Genomic DNA, 21,388 nt, shown 5'->3' on the forward strand with positions numbered 1-21,388 from the left:
CGGTCGGAACCGGGGCGCGTAGAGTCACTTCATGCAAAACTTCATTCAGCGATTGGTGCGGAATTTCGTATAGTACTGCGTCACCAAGCGCCGTTCCTCATTGCTATAGACTTTCGGCGGACGGAGCTTGCGCATCAGCTCCGGCTTGAGGAACACATAGTCGTTGCTCTTGATCGAGGCGTCGACATACGGCAAGGACGCTGGCACCGGATTGGCATAGAAAACGGTATTGGTGTCGGCCGCGATCACCTCCGGCCGCAACCGATAGTCGAGAAACTTGTAGGCATTGTCGACGTGCTTCGCGTCGGCCGGAATCGCCACCGTATCGACGAGCAGTACCCCGCCGTGCGTGGGCGGGAACACCTTGATGTTCACCCCATTCTTCGCTTCCTTGGCCCGGTTGGCGGCGATACCGATGTCGCCGGACCAGCCGAAGGACAGGCAGAGATTGCCGCCGGCCAGATCGTTGATGTAGCCGCTCGAGGAGAGCTGCGTCACGTAGGGGCGGATCTTGTCGACCATCTCCCAGGCGCGGCGGAAATCCTCCGGATTGTGGCTATCCACGGGAATGTTCAGATAATTGAACGCCGCCTCCATGATGTCGCCACCGGAATCGAGCAGCGAAATGCCGCAGCTCTTCAGTTTGCTCGCATACTCGGGCTTGAAGAGCAGATCCCAGGGATTCTCGGGCATGGGCATCCCATCGAGCGCCTTTTGCACCTTGTCGACGTTGATCCCCACCGTGGTATAGCCCCACATCCAGGGAATGAGGTACTGGTTGCCCGGATCCATCGTCGCGAGCAGCTTCATGAGCTCGGGATCGAGGTTCTTGTAATTGGGGATCTTGGATTTGTCGATCGGTTTGAAGAATCCCGCCTTGATCTCGATCGCCGCCCAGTGGGCCGAAGGAACGACGATGTCGTAGCCGGTGTTGCCCGCGGCGAGCTTGGCAAACAGCGTCTCGTTCGAATCGAAGGTGTCGTAGCGCACCTTGATTCCGGTTTCCTTCTCGAAATTGGGGAGGGTAGTCGGGGCGATGTAATCCGACCAGTTGTAGATATTGAGCTGCTTGTCGTCCGAAGCCGCCTGCGCCGCGCCCACCGCCGCGCAGCACGTCAACGCGGTCGCTGCCGCCACGCGCCGCCACGACACCGCAGCGGTTTTCACGAACGGCAACCGTCCGAAAAGGGTCTGCAACATCTCGTCGCCTCCTTTGCTGAAAAGGGAAAAAAACCGTGCCCCGCGGCTTGCGCTCGCCTCGCGCGCGCCTGGATGCGGCCAACGCGGACAAGCGCGAAGTGTAGCAAACCCCGAGCCCAAGCGGGGCATCCACGACATGATCTGTAAAAAATTTCCCCGATAGGCTCAGACAACGAAATAGACTGAAAACAAAAAGAAAATTCGATTGGACAGAAGGTTCGGCAGAACCTATGCTGAACTTGCTGAACCTGGGCAGGATAGAGCCATGCTGACCTTGCGCGACTGCCTCGACTATTGCAGCCTCACCGAAGAAGAAATCGGGCTGCTGGCCGAGCATCATGACCTCCCCGCCGAAGCCGCCGGCCTCATCGCCTGCAGCCTCTCCCAATCCGACGAAGGCATCGTCGTGCTGACCAACTGGCTGCTCGAGATCGCCGAGCGCGCCATTGAAGACGGCAATGCCGCCAAGGCGCAGCAGGCGCACGAAGCCTGCAAGCGGCTGCTCGCCGATCACCCCTTGCGTGCTCCCGACAACGCGGGTTCATGAGCGGCGCCGTTGCGCCTGCGCATCCAGCTCGCGCAGGTGCTCCAGTTTGGCGCGGATCTTCGCCTCCAACCCCCGTTCCACCGGCCGGTACCAGCGCTGCGGCGCCATCCCGTCGGGGAAATAGCGCTCGCCGGCAGCGTATCCTTCTGGCTCGTCGTGCGGATAGCGGTAGGTCTTGCCGAAGCCCAGCTCCTTCATGAGCCGGGTGGGGGCATTCCTCAGATGCACCGGCACCGGGCGCGAGCCGTCCTGACGCACGAAAGCGCGCGCGGCGTTGTAGGCAAGGTAGACGGCGTTCGACTTCGGCGCACAGGCCAGATACACCACCGCCTCGGCAAGCGCCAGCTCCCCTTCGGGGGAACCCAGCCGCTCGTAGGCGGCGCAGGCATCGAGCGCGAGCGTGAGCGAGCGCGGATCGGCAAGGCCCACGTCTTCGCTCGCCATGCGTACGATGCGCCGCCCCAGATAGAGCGGATCGGCGCCACCGTCGAGCATACGCACGAACCAATAGAGCGCGGCGTCGGGGTCGGAGCCGCGCACCGCCTTGTGCAGGGCCGAGATCTGGTCATAGAAGGCGTCGCCTCCCTTGTCGAAGCGCCGCAGCCGCTCGCCCATCACCGAACGCGCGAACGGCACGTCGATCACCGCCTGCCCCCGGGCTCGCGCCGCCTGCCACAGCCATTCCACGTCGTTCAACAGCCGCCGCGCGTCCCCGTCGGCGAGTTCGACCAGCATGGCGCGCGCCGCATCGTCCAAGGGTACCGCCTCCTCGGGAAAACGCGCCTCGGCGCGAGCGAGCAGCGTCGTGAGCGCCGTTGCATCCAGAGGCTCGAGCCGCAGCACGGTGGTGCGTGACAACAGCGCCGAATTCACTTCGAACGAAGGGTTCTCGGTGGTGGCGCCGATGAAAGTGACCAACCCCTCCTCGACCTGATGCAGGAAGGCGTCCTGCTGCGCCTTGTTGAAGCGGTGCACCTCGTCGACGAAGAGCACCGTCGTACCGCCGCGCTCGCGCTCGGCCCGGGCTTCGTCGATCGCCGCGCGGATCTCCTTCACCCCCGCCATGACGGCCGACAGCGCGATGAAACGCGCCCCTACCGCCTGCGCGAGCAAGCGCGCGAGCGTGGTCTTTCCCACACCGGGCGGACCCCACAGGATCATGGAGAAGAGCCGCCCCTGCTCCCAGGCAACCCGCAGCGGCTTGCCCGGCCCGAGCAGATGCTCCTGCCCCACCACCTCGTCGAGGTGCTGCGGACGCATGCGCTCGGCGAGCGGCGCGCGCGCCTCCCCGCTCATCGACGCCCCGGTTGGTTTTCCAGCACCTTGGTGCCGGGCGGCGCAGTAAAGGCGAACTCGGCCGGCGGCACCGACCAGGCCCGCGCAAACTCGGTGAACGTGATCTCGCTCGTCTGGCCGAAATGATCTTCGAGGCGCATGCGCAGCAGCCGCTCTCCTTCGCCTTCGACCACGACGCGCACGATGCCGGCCTCTGCCGAGCGAGCCCGCAGGCGCACCGCCCAGTGATCCCCTTCCACTTGCCCCCCCTCGGGGGCGAACTCGCGGTGCAGCGCCTGGGCGTCGGCCAGGATCGCCACCGGCGAGCCGGAGAGCGCCTGCGCGAGCGGCGTCACCACCACTTGCTCCAGATCCGCGTCCCACACCTGCACGGCCTTGCCGTCGCTCACCACCAGCTGGCGCGCCGGTGCCGTCACCTCCCAGCGGAAACGGCTCGGCCGCTCATAGACGAAACGCCCCTCGGAGCGTTGCACCACCCGCCCCTGCGGGTCGAGCACCTCCTGGCGGAAACGCCCCTGGGCCGCGCCCGTCTGCGTCACGAAGGATTCGAGCCGCCGCACCGCCTCCTCGGCCACGCTCTGCTGAGCGATGGCCGCTCCAGCCCACAGCATTGCCCACAGCGCCAACACCCATCCCGCAAAACCTTTCTTCACACCTCTTCTCCCCGCGCCGGCACCAGCACCTGGCGGTTGCCATTGTGCTCCGGCGGCGACACCAGTCCCGCGCGTTCCATCGCCTCGATGAGCCGCGCCGCCCGGTTGTACCCGATGCGCAGATGCCGCTGCACCAAGGAAATCGAGGGCCGGCGCGTGCGCAGCACCACTTCCACCGCCTGATCGTACAAAGGGTCGTTCTCCTCGCCCCCGTCCGGACTTTCCAGCCCTTCCTCTTCCTCCTCGGGCTCGGCGAGCACCTCCTCGACGTAGCGCGGCGGCCCCAGCCGCTTGAGGTATTCGACCACCCGATGCACTTCGTCGTCGGCGACGAAGGCCCCGTGCACCCGCTGCGGCATGCCGGTTCCGGGCGCGAGGTAGAGCATGTCCCCCATGCCGAGCAAGGTCTCGGCCCCCATCTGATCGAGAATGGTGCGCGAATCGATCTTCGAGGAAACCTGGAAAGCGATGCGCGTGGGGACGTTGGCCTTGATGAGCCCGGTGATCACGTCCACCGAAGGCCGCTGCGTCGCCAAGATGAGGTGGATGCCAGCCGCGCGCGCCTTCTGCGCGAGCCGCGCGATGAGCTCCTCGATGCGCTTGCCCACCACCATCATCAGGTCGGCGAGCTCGTCGACCACGACGACGATGTAGGGCATCTTCTCCAGCGGCTCGGGCGAATCCGGCGTGAGCGAAAAGGGGTTGCCGAGATATTCGCCCTCGCGCTGCGCCCGCTCGAGCAAGGCGTTGTAGCCGGCGATGTTGCGCACCCCCAGCGCTGCCATCAGCTTGTAGCGCCGCTCCATCTCGCCCACGCACCAGTCGAGCGCCTGGGCCGCAAGCCGCATGTCGGTGACCACCGGCGCGAGCAGGTGCGGGATCCCCTCGTAGATCGACAGCTCCAGCATCTTGGGGTCGACCATGATGAGGCGCACCCGTTCCGGTGTCGATTTGTAGATGAGCGACAGGATCATGGCGTTGATGCCCACCGATTTACCCGAGCCGGTGGTGCCGGCCACCAGCAGGTGCGGCATCTTGGCCAGATCCGCCACCACCGGCTGCCCGGCGATGTCCTTGCCCAGGCACAGCGTCAGGGGCGAAGCCATCTCGCGATAGGCACGCGAGTCGAGCACTTCGCTCAAACGCACGATCTGGCGCTTCGGATTGGGTACTTCGAGCGCCATGCACGATTTCCCCGGCACGATCTCGACCACGCGAATCGACACGAGCGACAGCGCCCGCGCCAGGTCCTTGGCCAGGTTGACGATCTGCGCCCCCTTCACGCCCGTGGCCGGCTCGATTTCGTAGCGCGTCACCACCGGGCCGGGAATCGTCCCGACCACCTGCACGCGCACGCCGAACTCGGCGAGCTTGCTCTCGATGAGCCGGGCGGTGGCCGCCATCGTCTCGGCGCTCACCGACACCGTGGCGGGCGCAGGCGCATCGAGCAGTGCCAGGGGCGGCAGCGGTTCGAGCGTTCCTTCGTTTGCCGGAACGTGCGCGGCGCCCGCACGACTGCGCCCATGCTCGATCGGCTGCTTCGGCGACGGCGGTCTGTGCACCGCTTCGTCAGACGTCTCCGGCCTGCTGGCGGCGGCCTGAGCATCTTCCGCCCGAACGGAAGGGCGCGGCGCGACCGCAGGACTTTCTTCCGTCCCCAGACTCGGCTCGACGCGCGGCGGCACAGCACTGCGCCCGGGGGCGGTACGCCGTGCCTGCCAGCGGGCACGCAGGGCGCCAACCCCCGAAAGGAAGCGTTCCCATCGCCGACGCCAAGAGAGATCTAGACCCTCCGTTTCGCCGCGAGAAAAAACGAATCTCCCCCCACCGCCGGGCGCCGCGGCCCGCTGCCGCTCCCAATGCCGCTGCAGCGCACCGACGGCTGTCTCGACCCCGGCACCGATGCACTCACACACGTCGAGCCAGGACATCCCGAAGGTCAGGCTGACGGCAGCCATCCACAGCGCGAGCAGAAGGAGCGTTCCTCCGGTGAAACCGAATTCGCGCGCGACCGTCTCGGCCAAGGTCACGCCGATCACCCCTCCCGGGCCCGAGCCCTGAGGCAACGAGAAAGTGTGGGCATGGAAGCGCAAGGCCTCCAGAGCGCTGCTCGACAAAAGCAAGAGAAGGAGCCCCGCAGCCGCCACCGCAAAGGAAGCCCTCCAGCCCCGTTCCGGGCCTTCGAGGCCGTGCCACAGGCGCCAGGCGGACCACAGACCCCGCACCGCAAACGCGAGCATCCACCAGGCGGAAATCCCGAACAGCGACAGGAAGAGATCCGCCAGCCAGGCCCCGACCCGCCCGCCGGGGTTTGCGATGGACTCCACCGCCGCATCGCGGGACCAACCCGGATCGGAGGGGGAGTACCCAATGAAAATCAAGGCGAAATACACACCGAGCGCGGCGAGCAGCACCCAGACGAGTTCCCGCGCACCGCGGGAAGCACGCAACGAGGCGATCCAGTTCATCGGCAAGGCCGTACCGCACGGAAAGGAAGGAAAATTATACGCCAGCGCCCATCCCCCTCGGCACAGCGAGGGCAGCAGCAAGCGTAAGCATTCTATAATTGGATTCATGGGCCCAGCCTCGCGCCCTGCCTGCTTTCTTCTTCGGAGTCCTCGCATGAACCCCCGCCACAGCCGTCTCATCATCCTCGGTTCCGGTCCCGCCGGTTACACCGCCGCCATCTACGCCGCTCGCGCCAACCTCGAGCCCGTCCTCATCACCGGGCTTGCACAAGGCGGCCAGCTCATGACCACCACCGAGGTAGACAACTGGCCCGCCGAGCCCGAAGGCGTCCAGGGACCGGAGCTCATGGAGCGTTTCGAGAAACACGCCCGGCGCTTCGGCACCGAAATCGTGTTCGACCACATCCACACGGCCGATCTCTCGCAGCGCCCCTTCCGCCTCACGGGCGACGCCGGCAGCTACACCTGCGACGCGCTCATCATCGCCACTGGCGCCACCGCCAAGTACCTCGGGCTGCCCTCGGAAGAAAAGTTCATGGGCCGGGGCGTGTCGGCCTGTGCCACCTGCGACGGATTCTTCTACAAAGGCGAGGACGTCGCCGTCATCGGCGGCGGCAACACCGCCGTCGAAGAGGCGCTCTATCTCGCCAACATCGCGCGCAAGGTCACCCTGGTACATCGCCGCCGGCAGTTCCGTGCCGAAAAGATCATGGTCGACAAGCTCATGGAGAAAGTCGCCGCGGGCAAGATCGAGCTGGTGCTCGACAGCGTGGTCGACGAGATCCTGGGCGACGACTCCGGCGTGACCGGGGTGCGGGTGAAGAACGTGGTCGATGGCGGCACGCGCGAGATCCCCGTCAAAGGCGTGTTCGTCGCCATCGGGCACAAGCCCAATACCGAGCTTTTCGTCGGACAGCTCGACATGGAGAACGGCTACCTCGTCACGCGCGGCGGTCGCCACGGCAACGCCACGGCCACCTCGATCGAAGGGGTGTTCGCCGCCGGCGACGTGCAAGACCCCGTCTATCGTCAGGCCGTCACCAGCGCCGGCAGCGGCTGCATGGCCGCGCTCGACGCCGAACGCTACCTCGACGGCATGGAAAGCTGAATCCCATGGCCCGCCCTCGCCCGCCGGCCTGGGCGGCCCCCTTGGCTGCGCTCAAAAAAGGGAAGGCCGCCCCGCCCGGTGCCGCCCCCCGACAGGCACCCGCCGAAGAAGCAGACTGGCGCGCGGGCGTTCGTCCTCTCACATTCCCGCCGCGGGTGGAGCCCGAGCGCCCGCGCCCGGCGCCGGTGCCGCGACAAAAGCTCGCCGACGAACGCACCATCCTCGCCGAGGAGCTGCTCGCCCCGCTGGAACTCGAAGACTGGCTGGAAGCCGATGAGAGCACCCACTTCCTGCGCCCCGGCGTGCCGCGGCGCGTGCTCACCGACCTGCGGCGCAGCCGCTGGGCGCTGCAAGGCGAAGTCGACCTGCATGGCCTCACGCGGCTCGAGGCGCGCGAGGCGCTCTCGGCCTACCTCACCCGCGCCCGGCGCCAGGGGCTGCGCTGTATCCGCGTCATCCACGGCAAGGGTCTGCGCTCGCCAGGCGGTTTCTCCGTGCTGCGCCACCTGTCGCGGCGCTGGCTTGCGCAGCGCGACGAGATCCTCGCCTTCTGCGAAGCCCCGCCCACGCGCGGCGGCAGTGGCGCGCTCATCGTGCTGCTGCGCGCGCCCCGCGAATGACTCGGCTCAGATCGCGTTACCGTCGGTCTCGCCGGTGCGGATGCGGATCACCTGCTCGACCGGCAGCACGAAGATCTTGCCGTCGCCGATCTTGCCGGTGCGCGCCGTCTCCATGATGACGTCGACCACCTGGGCGACGCGATCGTCGGTGACGACCACCTCCACCTTGATCTTCGGCAGGAAATCGACCACGTATTCGGCGCCGCGATAGAGCTCCGTGTGCCCTTTCTGCCGGCCGAAGCCCTTGACCTCCGTGACGGTCAGGCCGCTCACGCCGATCTCGGAGAGCGCCTCGCGCACCTCGTCGAGCTTGAACGGCTTGATGATCGCCTCGATCTTTTTCATGCCCCGCTCTCCTCGTCGTATTCGTCGGCATAGCGCGCCGTGATGGGATAGCGCCAATCGCGCCCGAAGGCACGACGACTCACCCGCACGCCGATCGGCGCCTGGCGCCGTTTGTACTCGCTGCGCTTCAAAAGGGTGACGGCACGACGCACCGCCGCAGCGTCGAACCCAGCGGCGATGATCTCCCGTGGCGAGCATTCCCATTCCATGTAGCGCTCGATGATCTGATCGAGCACGTCGTAGGGCGGCAAGGAATCCTGGTCGCACTGGTTGGGTTTGAGCTCGGCCGAAGGCGGACGCGTGATGATGCGTTCGGGAATCACCTCACCATTGCGGTTGCGCCAGCGCGCGAGCCGATACACTTGAGTCTTATACACATCCTTGAGCACGGCAAAGCCGCCTGCCATGTCGCCGTAGAGCGTGGCGTAGCCGGTGGCCATCTCGCTCTTGTTGCCGGTGGTGAGCACCAGCGCCCCTGTCTTGTTGGAAAGCGCCATGAGCAGCACCCCGCGGATGCGCGACTGCAGATTCTCTTCGGTGGTATCCGGCGGCAAGCCGGCGAAGAAAGGCTCCAGCATCGCCGAGAACGTATTCATCGCCGGCTCGATGGGAATGACGTCGTAACGCACCCCGAGCCGGGCGGCGAGCGTCGCGGCATCTTCCAGGCTCATGGTCGCCGTATAGGGCGAAGGCAGCATCACGGCGCGCACGCGCTCGGGCCCAAGCGCGTCGACGGCAAGGCACAGCGTGAGCGCAGAGTCGATGCCGCCCGAGAGCCCGATGATCGCGCCGGGGAAACCGTTCTTGCCGAGATAATCGCGCACCCCCAGCACCAGCGCCCGATAGAGCTCCTCCTCGGGCGGCAAGGGATCGAAGCAAGGGGCATGCGGCTGCCAACTCCCCTCGCGCCACTCGAGCACCGCCTCTGCCTCGGCGAAGAACGGTCCCTGCCAGGCCAAGGCGCCTTGCGCATCGACGGCGAAAGAAGCACCGTCGAAGACGAGCTCGTCCTGCCCTCCAACCAGGTTGGCATAGAGCATCGCCCGGCCAGAGGCCCGGACCCGCTCGGCGACTACGGCCTGGCGCTCACGCCACTTCTGCTGGTGATAGGGCGACGCGTTGAGCGCCACGACGAGCTCCGCCCCCTGCACCGCCGTCTCTTCCACCGGCCCGGCCGACCAGGCATCCTCGCAGATCACCACCCCCACCCGAACGCCGCGGTGGGTGAAGACGAAGGGCTCATTGCCAGCGCAGAAGTAACGTTTCTCGTCGAAGACGGCGTAGTTCGGCAGCAGACGCTTGCGATAGATCCCGTCGATACGGCCGCCGCGCAGCAGCGCCGCTGCGTTGAAGCGACCGCCCTCGTCGGCCCAAGGCACGCCCACGAGAAGCGCCGGACCCTCCTCGGTAGTGAGCGCCGCCAGCGATTCCAGATGGCGCCGCGCCGCGCGATAAAAATCAGGGCGCAGGAGCAGGTCTTCCGGCGGATAGCCGCTCAGGGCGAGCTCCGGCGTGAGGACGAGCTCCGCGCCCTGTGCGGCAAGCCGCGCGAACACCCCGGCGATGAGCGCCGCGTTGTGGGCGAAATCCCCCACCACCGGATCGATCTGGGCCAGGCCCAGGCGCAGCGCGTTCATCCTCTCTGCGCCGTTTTACTGGGCTGACGAGGCATTCTTCACGCCGGCGAGGATCTCCTGCTTGGCCTCCTCGACGCCCGCCCAGCCGAGCACCTTGACCCACTTGCCCGGCTCCAGATCTTTGTAGTGTTCGAAGAAATGCACGGTCTGTTTCAGCAGGAGCTCCGGAAGATCCTCGAGCGAGTGCACCTTGTCGTAGAGCGGCGTGAGCTTGGACACCGGAACCGCCACCACCTTGGCATCGACTCCCGATTCGTCTTCCATCTTCAGCAGGCCCACCGGACGGCAGCGGATCACCACCCCCGGTTGCAGCGGAAACGGCGTGACCACGAGCACGTCGACCGGATCGCCGTCACCGGCCACCGTGTGCGGCACATAGCCGTAATTGAGCGGATAGCGCATCGTCGTACCCATGAAGCGATCGACGAAAATGGCGCCGCTATCCTTGTCTACCTCGAACTTGATCGGATCGGACTGTGCCGGGATCTCGATGATGACGTTGATGTCGTTGGGCACGTCCTTGCCGGCGGAAACGCGTTCGAAAGCCATGAAAACTCCTCCCTCGTACAAAAAAATCGCAGCCGGCGGCGTGCGCCGGCCCTGTCGAGGAGGATTATATAACGGCAGCCTGCGGCTTCAGGGGTGGCAGACCACGCCCTGCCAGATCATGCCGCCCAGCTGCGGCGCGCGCCACAGGCCGAGAAGCCCGAAGGCGACCACCAAGAAGCCCGCGGCGCGGCGCACCCAAGGGTGTCCCGCCACGTTGCGAAAACGCCGCAACAGCAACCCGGCGGCGAGCAGATTGGGCAGCGTCCCAAGGCCGAAGGCGAACATCACCCCGGCACCGCGCACCCCGTCGCCCGCCAGCAGCGCCGTCGCAAGCACGCTATAGACGAGCCCACAGGGCAGGAACCCCCACAGTAGACCGAGCGGAAACGCCTGCGCCACCGAGCGCACCGGCAGGAAACGGCGCGTGAGCGGCTGGATCCGCTGCCAGAGTCGGTGGCCGGCGCGCTCGAATGGCGCGAGCCAGCGCGTCTGGCCGAGGAAATAGAGCCCCATGGCCACCAGCATGAGGTTGGCGAGCACGTAGAGCGTGAGCTGCACCGGCAGCACCCCTTCGAGCATCCCGCCGATCGCCCCCAGCCAGCCCAACAGCGCCCCCAGCAGGGTATAGGTGGTGATGCGTCCGAGGTTGTAGGCCAGATGCAGCGGCCACTTCGCCCCCTGCGCCGTCTGCAGCGACAGCGCGCCGACGATGCCGCCGCACATGCCGAGGCAATGCACCCCGCCCAGGAGCCCGATGAGGAAGACCGCGAGGAAACCGCTCCAGGCCACGTCGCCGCCTCAGATCACGCGCGAATAGCGGGCGCGTTCGCGGTCGTGGCGCAGGTAGCGGTCGAACACCATGGCGATCGCCCGCACCAGCAGCCGCCCCGGCGGCAGTACCGTGATCCAGCGATCTCCGATCTCCACCAACCCCGCCTCGGCCATGCGCGCCAGGTCGTTCAGCTCCGGCGCGAAATAACGGCGGAAGTCGATGAGATGCGCGATCTCGATCGATTCGATCGACAGCTCGAAATGGCACATCAACGCCTGGATGATGGAACGGCGCAGCACGTCGTCGGCGGTCAGTTCCACCCCGCGCAGCACCGGCAGCTCACCGCGCTCGAGCGCGTCGTAGTAGTCTTCCTCGGTCTTGTGATTCTGCGCGTAGATCGCCCCCAGCTTGCTGATGGAGGAGGTGCCGAAAGCGATCATGTCGCACTCGGCCTGGGTCGAATAGCCCTGAAAATTGCGGTGCAGGCGCCCCTGCTGCTGGGCGATCGTCAGCTCGTCGTCGGGCTTGGCGAAGTGATCCATGCCGATATAGACGTAGCCGGCATCGACCAGACGCTCGATGGCGTACTTCATGATGCCGAGCTTGTCGGCCGCCGTGGGCAGGGCCGCCTCCTCGATGCGCCGCTGCGGCTTGAAGAGCCGCGGCAGGTGGGCATAGCTGTAGAGCGAGAGGCGATCGGGCGAGAGTTCGATCACCCGTTCGAGGGTAGCGGCGAACCGCTCCACCGTCTGGTGCGGCAAACCATAGATGAGATCCATGCTCACCGACTTGAAGCCATTGTCGCGCGCCGCTTCCAGCACCGCCGCCGTCTCGTCGAAACTCTGGATGCGATTGACCGCGGCCTGCACCAGCGGGTCGAAGTCCTGCACCCCGATGCTCATGCGGTTGAATCCGAGCTCGGCGAGCAAGGCCACCTGCGCCGCATCCACCTTGCGCGGGTCGACCTCGATGGAGAATTCCCCATGCTCGGCGAGCTGGAAATGCGCCCGGATCGCCGCCATCAACCGGCGCATCTCGTCTTCGGCCAGGAAAGTGGGCGTGCCGCCGCCCAGGTGCAGCTGGGTAACCTCACGGCCGCCAGCCAGATGCCCATCGACGAGCTCGATCTCGCGCTCGAGGAAATCGAGGTAGCGCGCGCTGCGGGAATGATCCTTGGTGATGATCTTGTTGCAGGCGCAATAGTAACAGATCGTATTGCAGAAGGGGATGTGCACGTATAATGACAGCGGCCGGTTGAGCCCCCCCACCTCGCGGCTGCCAAGCCAGCGGGCATACTGGGCCGGCCCGAAGGCTTCGACGAAGCGATCGGCCGTGGGGTAAGAGGTATAACGCGGCCCGCTGATGTCGAAACGACGGATCAGCTCCGGGTCGACGACGAGACGATGGGTTTCCTGCATCGCGGTGCTCATGAACGCCTGCGGCAACCTCCATAATATGGCACGAATCGGCCAACGATGAGTTGACCGCCATCAACGAAAACGTTTCCTTTCCCCCCAGAGAAGCACAATGGACCTCCAACTTCCGCCCACCTTGCGCCAATTGCGCGTGGCCTGCTCCCAGTGCAACCTCATGGAACTGTGCCTGCCGGTCGGGCTGAGCGAAGAAGACGTGGCCCGCATCGAGGAACTCATCGGCACCCGGCGCAAGCTCAAACGCCATCAAGCGCTCTACGAAGTGCGCAGCCCCTTCCAAGCACTCTACGCCATCCGCGCCGGCTCGTTCAAGACCACCATCGTGCTTGAGGACGGGCGGGAACAGGTCACCGGATTCCAGATGACCGGCGAGCTCCTGGGGCTGGACGGCATCAGCACGGGGCTGCACGTCGTCAGCGCCATCGCGCTCGAAGACAGCGAGGTGTGCGTGATCGAATACGCCCGCCTCGAAGCGCTCGCACGCGAAATCCACGGACTTCAAGCGCAATTTCACAAGGTGCTCTCGCGCGAGATCGTGCGCGAACAAAGTGTCATGATGCTGCTCGGCACCATGCGCGCCGAAGAGCGGCTTGCCGCATTCCTGCTCAACCTCGCCCAACGCTTCGCCGCCCGTGGATTCTCCGGCACGGAATTCCGGCTGCGGATGACGCGCGAAGAAATCGGCTCCTACCTCGGGCTCAAGCTCGAGACGGTCTCCCGCACCCTGTCGCACTTCCAGGAAGAAGGGCTCATCGAGGTGCAGCACAAGAACATCCGGCTGCGCGACCGGGAGCGCCTGCGTGGTCTCATCCAGGCGCCCCTGTCTCACTAAACACGAACCGGCGCGCCGTCAGCGCTCGAGGACGTAGCTTCCCGGCGCCTTTCCGAGTGAAGGCACGCTCGCCGGGTCCTTCGGCGCCACCAGTTCGCCCGCCTGCGGTCTGAGCCAGGCGACCCAATCGTCCCACCAGCTGTTGGGATGCTCGGGTGCCGACTTGAGCCAGGAATCGGCTCGCGGCACCGGATCGCCGACGTCGCTCACCCAGTACTTGCGCTTTGGTGGATCTTTCGGCGGGTTGACGATACCCAGGATGTGACCCGAGCTCGACAGCACATAGCGCCGCGGCCCGCGCACGTGCCGCAGCAGCTTGAAAGTCTGCTGCCAGGGGGCAATGTGATCGTCTTCGGTGCCCACGGCATAGACCGGTTGCACGATCTGGCGCAGATCCACGGGAACGCCCGCCAGGGTCAGCGCATCGGGCTGGATGAGGCGGTTGTTGAGATAGAACTCGCGCAGATACCAGCAGTGCATCTTCGCCGGCATGCGCGTCGGATCCATGTTCCAGTAGAGCACGTCGAAAGGCGCCGGCTCCTCGCCGTAGAGCCAGCCGTGCACGACGTAGCGCCAGATGAGACTGTTGGAGCGTAACAAGCGAAACGCCTCAGCCATGTCCTCGCCGCGCAGATAACCGTCGAGCTGCATCTTGCGGCAGAGAAAATCGACCGTGGCCGGATCGATGAAGACCTCGATGTCGCCCGGGGCGGAGAAATCGACGAGGGTCGTGAAGAAGGTTGCATCCGCCACGGGGCATGCGTCTGCCCCCGCCTTGCGGTTCATCACCGCGAGGTAGCTCGCCAAGGCCGTACCGCCGATGCAATAGCCCACGGCATTGACCTTGTCGGCGCCGGTGATCGAACGTGCCGTCTCGACGAGCACGTCCACCCCCTGCATGAGATAGTCGTCGAAGGTCGTGTTGGCCATCTCGCGCGTGGGGTTCTTCCAGCTGATGATAAAGACTTCGAACCCTTGGTCGCACAGATACTTCACCAGGCTCTTGTCGGGAGTGAGATCGAGCACATAGAACTTGTTGATCCACGGCGGCACGATCACCACCGGACGGCGATGCACCTGCGGCCGGGTCGGCGCATAGCGGATGATCTCCACCAGCCCATTGCGGTGCACCACATCCCCCGGCGTCGTGGCGAGGTTCACCCCGACGTGGAAGTCGTCCGGCCGCGTCATCCGCACCTGCCCGGCCGCCAGATCGGCGAAAAAGTTCTTGAACCCTTCGAAGAGGCTCAACCCCCACGTCTTGGCGGCAAGCTCGCGCGCCTTGGGGTTGGTCCAAAAGAAATTGGTCGGTGCAAGCGCATTGACGAATTCCCCCGTCCAGAAAACGGCGCGGCGCCGTTCGCGCTCGTCGATCGCGGGGGTTTGGCGCACCATCTCGACCAGGGACTGCCCCCAACCGAGATAGCCCTGCTGCAGGGTCGACCACCAGACCGATTCGGTCCATACGGGATGGTCCCAACGGATGTCATAAGGCTCGGGAACGAAAGGCGGCTCGGCCGGCTGACCCGAGAGGCGCTGCGCGACATAGCGCATCAGCGCGACGTTGCGCTTGCCGAGCTCGATCTCCTTCGACCACAGCGCCACCGGATGCAAGGCCCAAAGCACCTGCGCGTGCAGAATGGGGGCGATGTTGCCCAAGGGATCGAAACTGCCCTCCATGGCGCGATGCACGATCTCCGCCACCTGTTCGGGCGTCTCCTCGATGCGCCGTTCCACTTCCTCGCGCGGCTCCTGCCGCGGATTGCGTGCCCTACTTCTCGCCATGACGACCTCCTCGTTGCCAAGAATCCTGCCACGTCTGACCGCGAGCCGGGATCTCGACGCTGGACCAACCGAGCTCGCTGCGGATCGTATGGGCAAAGGACTGCGACTGCCCCGATTCGCCGTGCGTGACGAAACACTGCTGCGGCGGGCGCCGGAAACCGCGCAACCAGCCGAGCAAACCTTGCCGGTCTGCATGCGCAGACATGCTGCCTATCGTATGCAGACTGGCGCGCACCGCGATCCGTTCCCCGAAGATCGTCACCTGCTGCGCCCCATCGACGAGCCGCCGCCCCAAGGTGCCTGCCGCCTGGAAGCCGGCAATGACGATGGCGCATTCCGGCCGGGGTAGATTGTATTTTAGGTGATATTTGATGCGACCGGCCTCGCACATGCCACTGGCTGAAACAATCACCAGCCCTGAGCGCACGCCGTTGAGCGCCATCGACTCCTCCACGCTTGCCGTGAATCGCAGACGGAAACGGTCGCGGTTACGCTGCATCCAGGAAAAAAGCTCTCGGCTGGGTTCATCCCACAGCTCGAGGTGACGCGCCGAGATCTCGCTCGCCTCGGTGGCCATGGGCGAGTCGACCACCACGTTGAGAGAATTCAAGCGGCCGCGGCGTACCAGATCGGCGAGCAGCAGGATCATCTCTTGGGTGCGACCGACGGCAAAGGCCGGGATCACGACGTTGCCCCGCGGCAGCGTCTGGCGCAGCACCGTCTCCAGCTCGGCGACCGACTCGTCCCATGGGCGATGTTCCCGATCGCCGTAAGTCGATTCGACCCAGACGACGTCGGCTTCAGGAATCAGCGCTGGATCGCGCACCAAGGGCCTCCCCGGCATGCCCAGATCCCCGCTGAACACCCAGCGGCGCAGCGCCCCGTCGCCGCGCTCGAGCTCCAGCTCGAGGATGGCCGAACCCAGGATGTGCCCGGCGTCATGAAACCTGGCCCGCACACCCGCCACCACGGGAAACCAGCGCCCATAATCGTGTCGCTGCAGCCAGCGCAGGCTCTCCTGTGCCTGCGCCACCGTGTAGAGCGGCGCATCGGAGACCATCAGACGGCGGCGGGTACGATGCGACTGTTTCGAGAGCCACTCCCATTCCTTTTCCTGGATGTGGGCGCTGTCGAGCAGCATCACCCGCAACAAATCGGCGGTCGCCTCCGTCACATGGATCGGCGCCCTTGCGCCCAAGGCCACCAGACGCGGCAGCAAACCGGAATGATCCAGATGCGCATGGGTGACGATCACCGCCTGCAGCGCCCAAGGATCGAACGCGAAGGCTTCCAGGTTCTTGCGCGTCGCCTCGCGCCCTCCCTGGAACATGCCGCACTCGACGAGAAACTCGCCGCCAGGCGCCGCCACGTGGTAACACGACCCCGTGACCTCTTGCACTCCCCCGAGGAAACGCACCTCGGGAAAGAGAGGAAGGTGCCGGCGCAAAAAATGGGGCGGCTCGCGACGGCGCCCTTTTCCTGCACCGTGTCCTTCATGGTTTTCGGCATCATTTCCCGGTCGTCGCCCTTTCTTCGTCATCTTGCACCTCGGCCGAGCGTGGTTATAATGGGTCGATGTTAACCTACTCGAGGAGGGAGCACGATGTTCAAACACATTCTGGTGCCGACGGACGGCTCGGATCTGTCGCGCAGCGCCTCTGAGCGCGCCGTCGCCTTTGCCAAAAGCATTGGCGCGAAAATCACCTTTTTCTACGCCCAACCGGATTTTCCGCTGCCGGTCTACGGCGAAGGCGCCCTGATCGACCCCACCACGCCGGATCAATTCCGCCGCGCGGCCAAGGAAGAAGCCGACCGGATCCTCGCCGAAGCCAAGGCGATGGCGGAAAAGGAAAACGTGCCGTGCGACACCGACACGGTGGTGAGCGACACGCCGTGGGAGGCGATCATCGACTGCGCCCAGCGCCACGGCTGCGACCTCATCTTCATGGCCTCACACGGCCGACGCGGTCTGGCGGGCCTCCTGCTCGGCAGCGAGACGCAAAAAGTGCTTACCCACAGCAAGCTGCCGGTGCTCGTCTACCGCTGAGCCCCTTTGCCCGCTGTACTCAAAAAAGGCCGCACGATGCGGCCTTTTCTCGTTTCGCGTTACGACAAACGGTGCTTCTGTTGCCCCGAAGAGGCGGCGGTGCTGCCACTTTTTTCCTCTTCCTGGATCTGCTGCTTGACGTAGCGGTAGATGTAAAACGCCATCACGATGATGAAGGCGATGGTGAAGAGGCTCAGCAAGCCAATCCCCGAAGAAAACAATTCACGCAGTGCATCCGACATGGCACGTCCCTCCTTTCAGTCTGCTGCAGGTACGAACGGTTCGATTTTCACCTCGCTCTCTGTGGGAACATGCACGGTCCCGTTCAGTCGCCACTCGCGGGACTCATCTTCGATCTGCACCAGCCAGCGCCCAGCGTTGAGCGGCGCAATCGGCGCGACGTAGCGCCCCTCGTCGCGCACCAGGCGCACCACCTGATCCATGCCGGCCCGGGTGGGATGGGTGAGCGTCACGACGAGAAAAGGCGGTCTCGCCTTGGCGCGCTCCTCGTCGAAGCGCAGGCGCAGACGCTCGGCATCGATGCTCACATAGGCGGTCAGGCCGAGCTCGCCGGCCTTCAGCGATCGATCCATCGTCTTGCGGATCGCCAAGCCTTCCTTGTAATAATCGTCGACCACCAAGCCATCCCAGGTCTTGATCGCCAGCCACAGGGTGATGAACCCGCCCACCACCGCTGCCGCCGGCGGCAGCATCAGCAGCCATGGCCATTTCTGGCGGTACCAGGGTATCGTCCGGGACGTATTGCGCGCATCCATCCGAGCTTCCATTGCCTTACTCCGGAATGATGAAGGTGGCCACTTCTCGCGTCACATCTTCGGGTTCGCCCACCACTTTGACCTCGAAATAGATCTTGTGCGTCCCGGCGGGGGCCGTTCCTGCCGGCGCCTGCACCTGCACCGTCAGCGGCAAGGTCGTCGCGGGCGGCACGTCGAACTCCGCCGGACCCTCGAGCTTGAGGTTGGGCAAACCACCCACCGTGAGCGTGAAGCGCCGCGGCCGCTCGACCATGTTCATGATGTTGAGCGTATAGACGTTCTCGATCCAACCGCCGCGGATCTCGCGCGCGAGCGCGGCCCGGTCGCGCATCACGTCGACGCGCACGTCGGGCCGGGTAGCGATCTTCCAGAAGAGCACCGACGCCACCACGATGAGGATGACGCCGTAGATGAGCACCCGCGGACGCAGCGCGCGGCGGATGGTCTGGGCGCGGTCCCAATGATTCGCCATCGCGTTTTCGGTGGTGTAACGGATGAGTCCGCGAGGGTAGCCCATCTTGTCCATCACCTGATTACAAGCATCGATGCAGGCGGCGCAAGCGATGCATTCATACTGCAGCCCGTTGCGAATGTCGATCCCCGTGGGGCAAACCTGCACGCAGATGCCGCAGTCGATGCAATCCCCCAGACCCAGCGAACGGGGATCGACCCCCTTCTTGCGCGGCCCGCGCGGCTCGCCTCGCTCGGCATCGTACGTGATGATGAGGGTGTCCGGGTCGAACATCACGCCCTGGAAGCGCGCATAAGGGCACATGTACTTGCATACCTGCTCGCGCAGCACCCCGGCGAGGAGGAAGGTAAACCCGGCGTAGAAGAAAATCCAGAAAGTCTCCCACGGGCCGAAGCTCCAGGAAAGCAGCTCATGCCACAGCTCTCTTTGCGGCGTGAAATAACTGACCAGCGTGAAGCCCGTGACGAGGGAAAAGATGATCCATACGGCGTATTTGGCGCCGCGTCTGAGGATTTTCTCCATGGTCCAGGGCGAAGCGTCGAGCTTGCGCCGCTTGATGTGATCGCCCTCGATCTTTTCCTCGAACCATAGGAAGATCTCGGTATAGACCGTCTGCGGACAGGTATAGCCGCACCACACACGCCCGGCCACGGCACTGAAGAAAAAGAGCGCGTAGGCCGACAGGATCAGGATGAGCGAGAGGTAGAAGACGTCCTGCGGCCAGAACACCCAGCCGAAGAGGTAGAACTTGCGCTCGACGAGATGGAAGAGCACCGCCTGACGGTCGTTCCAGGTGAGCCACGGAAAACCGTAGAAAATCGCCTGGGTGAGAAAGACGAAGAACCACCGCAGCCGCTGGAAAGGCCCCGTGGTGGAACGGACATAGAGTTTCTTGCGCTTGGCGTAGAGCGTGGAAGGCGCCTCTTCGGAAGCAGCGGCCTTCGCGGCAGGGCGCGTCTCGGCGGTTTTCAGCGGTTCGTTCATGATGAGGAAGACTCTTCGTCAGAACCCGCGTTCTTTATAGAACAGAAGCACTCCGGCGGGAAGGGAAGATGCGGCGAGACGTCCCCAGACGCCCCGCCGCGGGTTTTGCTGCCTCAGACCTTACTGCTTGTTGCTCAGGCCCCACACGTAGGCAGTGAGAATGTGGACCTTGTCCTCGCCCAGGAATTCCCCGAACGCCGGCATACGGTTCTGGATGCCGTTGGTCACGTTGGAGATGATCTGGGCCTCCGACGAGCCCCACAGCCAGATGTCGTCGGTGAGATTGGGCGCACCCAGCAGCGGATTCCCCTTGGCGTCCGGCCCGTGACAGACGGCGCAGTTCTCGGCAAAGACCTGGGCGCCCCGCTGCGCGCGCTGCGCGTCGTGCGACAGGCCCGAGAGCGAGCGCACGTAATTGGCCACGTCCTTCATCTGATCCTCGGAGAGGATGTCCTTGAAGGGTGTCATCACGCCCATGCGCCCCGCGGTGATGGTGGTCTTGATGTACTCGGGCGAGCCGTCCCCGCCCAGCCAGTCATGGTCAGTCAGGTTGGGGAAGCCCTTGGCCCCGCGCGCGTCGGCCCCGTGGCACTGCATGCAGTAGGTCTGGAAGAGCCGCTTGCCCATGCCCATCGCCTCGGGATCGGCCGCCACCGCTTTCACGTCCATGTTGCGGTATTTGGCGAACTTCGGACCATACTGCTCGTCGGCCTTCTTCATCTCCTGCTCCCACTGCCCCACCGAGGTCCACTTGGCGATGCCAGGGAAAGAGCCGAAGCCGGGGTAGATGATGAGGTAAGCGATGCCGAAGAAAATGGTGAGCCAGTACAGATACATCCACCAGCGCGGCAGCGGGTTGTTCCACTCCTGCAGCGTCTCGTCCCACTTGTGCGGCTGCAGCTCACCCACCTTGCCGCTCGCCCGCATGTTGGAGGCGATGATGAAGATGCAGAACGCGATACTCAGCGCCACGAGCACCATCACGTACGCGTTCCAGAACCCATTGATGAAGTCTGCCATTTTAGTTCCCTTCCTTGTGATCGTTGGCGAGCACCGGGTCGTCGTCCTCGAGGAACGGCAGGCGTGCGGCTTCTTCGAACGCCGGCTTGGCGGCGCGGCTGTACGCCCAAACGCAGATACCGATGAAGCAAAGGAACGACAGCACCGTCACCAAGGAACGCAGGTCGTTGATGTCCATCACGCCCTCCTCTCACTCACTGGAAATTGGACAACGCCCGGCCGAGGCCCTGCAGGTAGGCCACCAGGGCCTCCATCTCCGTCTTGCCCTCGAGCATGGATGGCGCCTGCGCGATCTCCTCGTCGGTGTAGGGGTGGCCCAAGGCACGAAGCGCCTTCATCTTGTCCTGGATGGCGTTGATGTCGCGCTGGCTGATCGGCCGGTCGAGCCAGGGGAAGGCCGGCATGTTGGACTCTGGCACGACGTCGCGCGGGTTGCGCAGGTGCGCGATGTGCCAGTTGTCCGAATAGCGGCCGCCCACACGGTGCAGATCGGGACCGGTACGTTTGGACCCCCACTGGAAGGGGCGGTCGTAGATGTATTCACCCGCCACCGAGTAGTGGCCATAACGCTCGGTCTCGGCCCGGAAGGGACGCACCATCTGCGAATGACAGTTGTAGCAGCCTTCGCGGATGTAGATGTCGCGACCGGTGAGGCGCAGCGCGTCGTAGGGTTTGACATCGAGCGGATTACCCTGCCGGTCGATCGGCTTGGTGGTCGAATGCTGGAAGAACAGCGGCACGATCTCGACCAGGCCACCAATGCTCACCACCAGCAAGGTGGCGATGATGAGCAGCGTGACGCTACGCTCGAGGATTTCGTGTTTGGAATTGGCCATGATTCACT

Annotated in this window: 22 protein-coding genes; 5 read left to right on the forward strand and 17 right to left on the reverse strand. The window is 64.9% G+C overall.

Annotated features, from left to right (window positions below):
* Positions 1-45 precede the first annotated feature (45 nt).
* Positions 46-1,200 (reverse strand): polyamine ABC transporter substrate-binding protein, encoded by a 1,155-nt coding sequence (locus EPD82_RS02555; RefSeq protein WP_141055067.1) that lies wholly within the window; start codon positions 1,198-1,200, stop codon positions 46-48.
* Positions 1,201-1,465: 265 nt separating this feature from the next.
* On the opposite strand from EPD82_RS02555, the gene EPD82_RS02560 reads away from it, so the two are divergent.
* Positions 1,466-1,747 (forward strand): hypothetical protein, encoded by a 282-nt coding sequence (locus EPD82_RS02560; RefSeq protein WP_055423484.1) that lies wholly within the window; start codon positions 1,466-1,468, stop codon positions 1,745-1,747.
* On the opposite strand, the gene EPD82_RS02565 is transcribed toward EPD82_RS02560, so the two are convergent.
* From EPD82_RS02565 to EPD82_RS02575, 3 genes are read right to left on the reverse strand one after another with little or no spacing between them, the layout of a single operon-like run.
* Complete coding sequence (locus EPD82_RS02565) at positions 1,742-3,043, reverse strand: replication-associated recombination protein A (protein WP_055423483.1); 1,302 nt, start codon at positions 3,041-3,043, stop codon at positions 1,742-1,744. The genes EPD82_RS02560 and EPD82_RS02565 overlap by 6 nt on opposite strands.
* Positions 3,040-3,696 carry an outer membrane lipoprotein periplasmic chaperone LolA gene (gene lolA, locus EPD82_RS02570; protein ID WP_055423482.1) on the reverse strand — a complete coding sequence of 219 codons (657 nt, stop codon included), beginning with the start codon at positions 3,694-3,696 and terminating at the stop codon, positions 3,040-3,042. Before lolA ends, EPD82_RS02565 begins: the two co-directional genes overlap by 4 nt.
* Positions 3,693-6,164, reverse strand: a complete 2,472-nt coding sequence (locus tag EPD82_RS02575; RefSeq protein WP_055423481.1) for a DNA translocase FtsK — start codon at positions 6,162-6,164, stop codon at positions 3,693-3,695. Before EPD82_RS02575 ends, lolA begins: the two co-directional genes overlap by 4 nt.
* A 154-nt stretch (positions 6,165-6,318) precedes the next feature.
* Here EPD82_RS02575 and trxB point away from each other — a divergent pair, with 154 nt between their 5' ends.
* A complete protein-coding gene (gene trxB / locus EPD82_RS02580; protein WP_055423480.1) occupies positions 6,319-7,272 on the forward strand; it encodes a thioredoxin-disulfide reductase in 954 nt (317 codons plus the stop codon).
* 5 nt (positions 7,273-7,277) lie between these two features.
* Positions 7,278-7,892: a Smr/MutS family protein gene (locus EPD82_RS02585; protein WP_055423479.1), complete on the forward strand. Its 615-nt coding sequence runs from the start codon at positions 7,278-7,280 to the stop codon at positions 7,890-7,892.
* Between the two features lie 6 nt (positions 7,893-7,898).
* Here the strand turns inward: EPD82_RS02585 and EPD82_RS02590 are convergent, their stop codons facing one another.
* The 5 genes from EPD82_RS02590 to hemN all read right to left on the reverse strand — a co-directional run bounded on the left by EPD82_RS02590 (position 7,899) and on the right by hemN (position 12,625).
* The gene (locus EPD82_RS02590) at positions 7,899-8,237 is read right to left on the reverse strand and encodes a P-II family nitrogen regulator (protein ID WP_028874947.1); all 339 of its coding nucleotides are present in this window, start codon (positions 8,235-8,237) and stop codon (positions 7,899-7,901) included.
* Positions 8,234-9,874: an NAD+ synthase gene (locus EPD82_RS02595; RefSeq protein WP_055423478.1), complete on the reverse strand. Its 1,641-nt coding sequence runs from the start codon at positions 9,872-9,874 to the stop codon at positions 8,234-8,236. Before EPD82_RS02595 ends, EPD82_RS02590 begins: the two co-directional genes overlap by 4 nt.
* Before the next feature lie 15 nt (positions 9,875-9,889).
* Positions 9,890-10,423: an inorganic diphosphatase gene (ppa, locus tag EPD82_RS02600; RefSeq protein ID WP_055423477.1), complete on the reverse strand. Its 534-nt coding sequence runs from the start codon at positions 10,421-10,423 to the stop codon at positions 9,890-9,892.
* A gap of 87 nt (positions 10,424-10,510) precedes the next feature.
* On the reverse strand, positions 10,511-11,212 hold the full coding sequence (locus tag EPD82_RS02605; RefSeq protein ID WP_055423476.1) for a sulfite exporter TauE/SafE family protein: 702 nt from the start codon (positions 11,210-11,212) through the stop codon (positions 10,511-10,513).
* 9 nt (positions 11,213-11,221) lie between these two features.
* Complete coding sequence (gene hemN / locus EPD82_RS02610; protein ID WP_206202154.1) at positions 11,222-12,625, reverse strand: oxygen-independent coproporphyrinogen III oxidase; 1,404 nt, start codon at positions 12,623-12,625, stop codon at positions 11,222-11,224.
* Positions 12,626-12,722: 97 nt separating this feature from the next.
* Between hemN and fnr the strand changes: the two genes are divergently transcribed.
* A complete protein-coding gene (gene fnr / locus EPD82_RS02615) occupies positions 12,723-13,460 on the forward strand; it encodes a fumarate/nitrate reduction transcriptional regulator Fnr (RefSeq protein ID WP_141055071.1) in 738 nt (245 codons plus the stop codon).
* An 18-nt stretch (positions 13,461-13,478) separates the two neighbouring features.
* On the opposite strand, the gene EPD82_RS02620 is transcribed toward fnr, so the two are convergent.
* Positions 13,479-15,245, reverse strand: a complete 1,767-nt coding sequence (locus EPD82_RS02620; RefSeq protein WP_141055074.1) for a PHA/PHB synthase family protein — start codon at positions 15,243-15,245, stop codon at positions 13,479-13,481.
* Positions 15,232-16,644: an MBL fold metallo-hydrolase RNA specificity domain-containing protein gene (locus tag EPD82_RS02625; RefSeq protein WP_240803295.1), complete on the reverse strand. Its 1,413-nt coding sequence runs from the start codon at positions 16,642-16,644 to the stop codon at positions 15,232-15,234. The genes EPD82_RS02620 and EPD82_RS02625 overlap by 14 nt, the downstream gene beginning before the upstream one ends.
* 204 nt (positions 16,645-16,848) lie before the next feature.
* Here EPD82_RS02625 and EPD82_RS02630 point away from each other — a divergent pair, with 204 nt between their 5' ends.
* Entirely contained in the window at positions 16,849-17,292 is a 444-nt protein-coding gene (locus EPD82_RS02630) for a universal stress protein (protein ID WP_055423473.1), read from the forward strand.
* Between the two features lie 59 nt (positions 17,293-17,351).
* On the opposite strand, the gene EPD82_RS02635 is transcribed toward EPD82_RS02630, so the two are convergent.
* The 6 genes from EPD82_RS02635 to ccoO all read right to left on the reverse strand — a co-directional run bounded on the left by EPD82_RS02635 (position 17,352) and on the right by ccoO (position 21,380).
* Positions 17,352-17,534, reverse strand: a complete 183-nt coding sequence (locus EPD82_RS02635) for a DUF3149 domain-containing protein (RefSeq protein WP_055423472.1) — start codon at positions 17,532-17,534, stop codon at positions 17,352-17,354.
* 15 nt (positions 17,535-17,549) lie between these two features.
* The gene (locus tag EPD82_RS02640; RefSeq protein WP_055423471.1) at positions 17,550-18,068 is read right to left on the reverse strand and encodes a FixH family protein; all 519 of its coding nucleotides are present in this window, start codon (positions 18,066-18,068) and stop codon (positions 17,550-17,552) included.
* A gap of 16 nt (positions 18,069-18,084) precedes the next feature.
* Positions 18,085-19,524: a cytochrome c oxidase accessory protein CcoG gene (gene ccoG, locus EPD82_RS02645; RefSeq protein WP_141055081.1), complete on the reverse strand. Its 1,440-nt coding sequence runs from the start codon at positions 19,522-19,524 to the stop codon at positions 18,085-18,087.
* Positions 19,525-19,644: 120 nt separating this feature from the next.
* Positions 19,645-20,544: a cytochrome-c oxidase, cbb3-type subunit III gene (gene ccoP, locus EPD82_RS02650; RefSeq protein WP_141055084.1), complete on the reverse strand. Its 900-nt coding sequence runs from the start codon at positions 20,542-20,544 to the stop codon at positions 19,645-19,647.
* 1 nt (position 20,545) lies between these two features.
* Positions 20,546-20,722 (reverse strand): cbb3-type cytochrome oxidase subunit 3, encoded by a 177-nt coding sequence (locus EPD82_RS02655; protein WP_055423469.1) that lies wholly within the window; start codon positions 20,720-20,722, stop codon positions 20,546-20,548.
* Positions 20,723-20,738: 16 nt separating this feature from the next.
* Entirely contained in the window at positions 20,739-21,380 is a 642-nt protein-coding gene (gene ccoO / locus EPD82_RS02660; RefSeq protein ID WP_141055087.1) for a cytochrome-c oxidase, cbb3-type subunit II, read from the reverse strand.
* Positions 21,381-21,388: the final 8 nt, after the last annotated feature.

The sequence above is a fragment of the Tepidiphilus succinatimandens genome, from assembly GCF_006503695.1.
In the GTDB taxonomy this organism is placed as follows: Bacteria; Pseudomonadota; Gammaproteobacteria; order Burkholderiales; family Rhodocyclaceae; genus Tepidiphilus; species Tepidiphilus succinatimandens.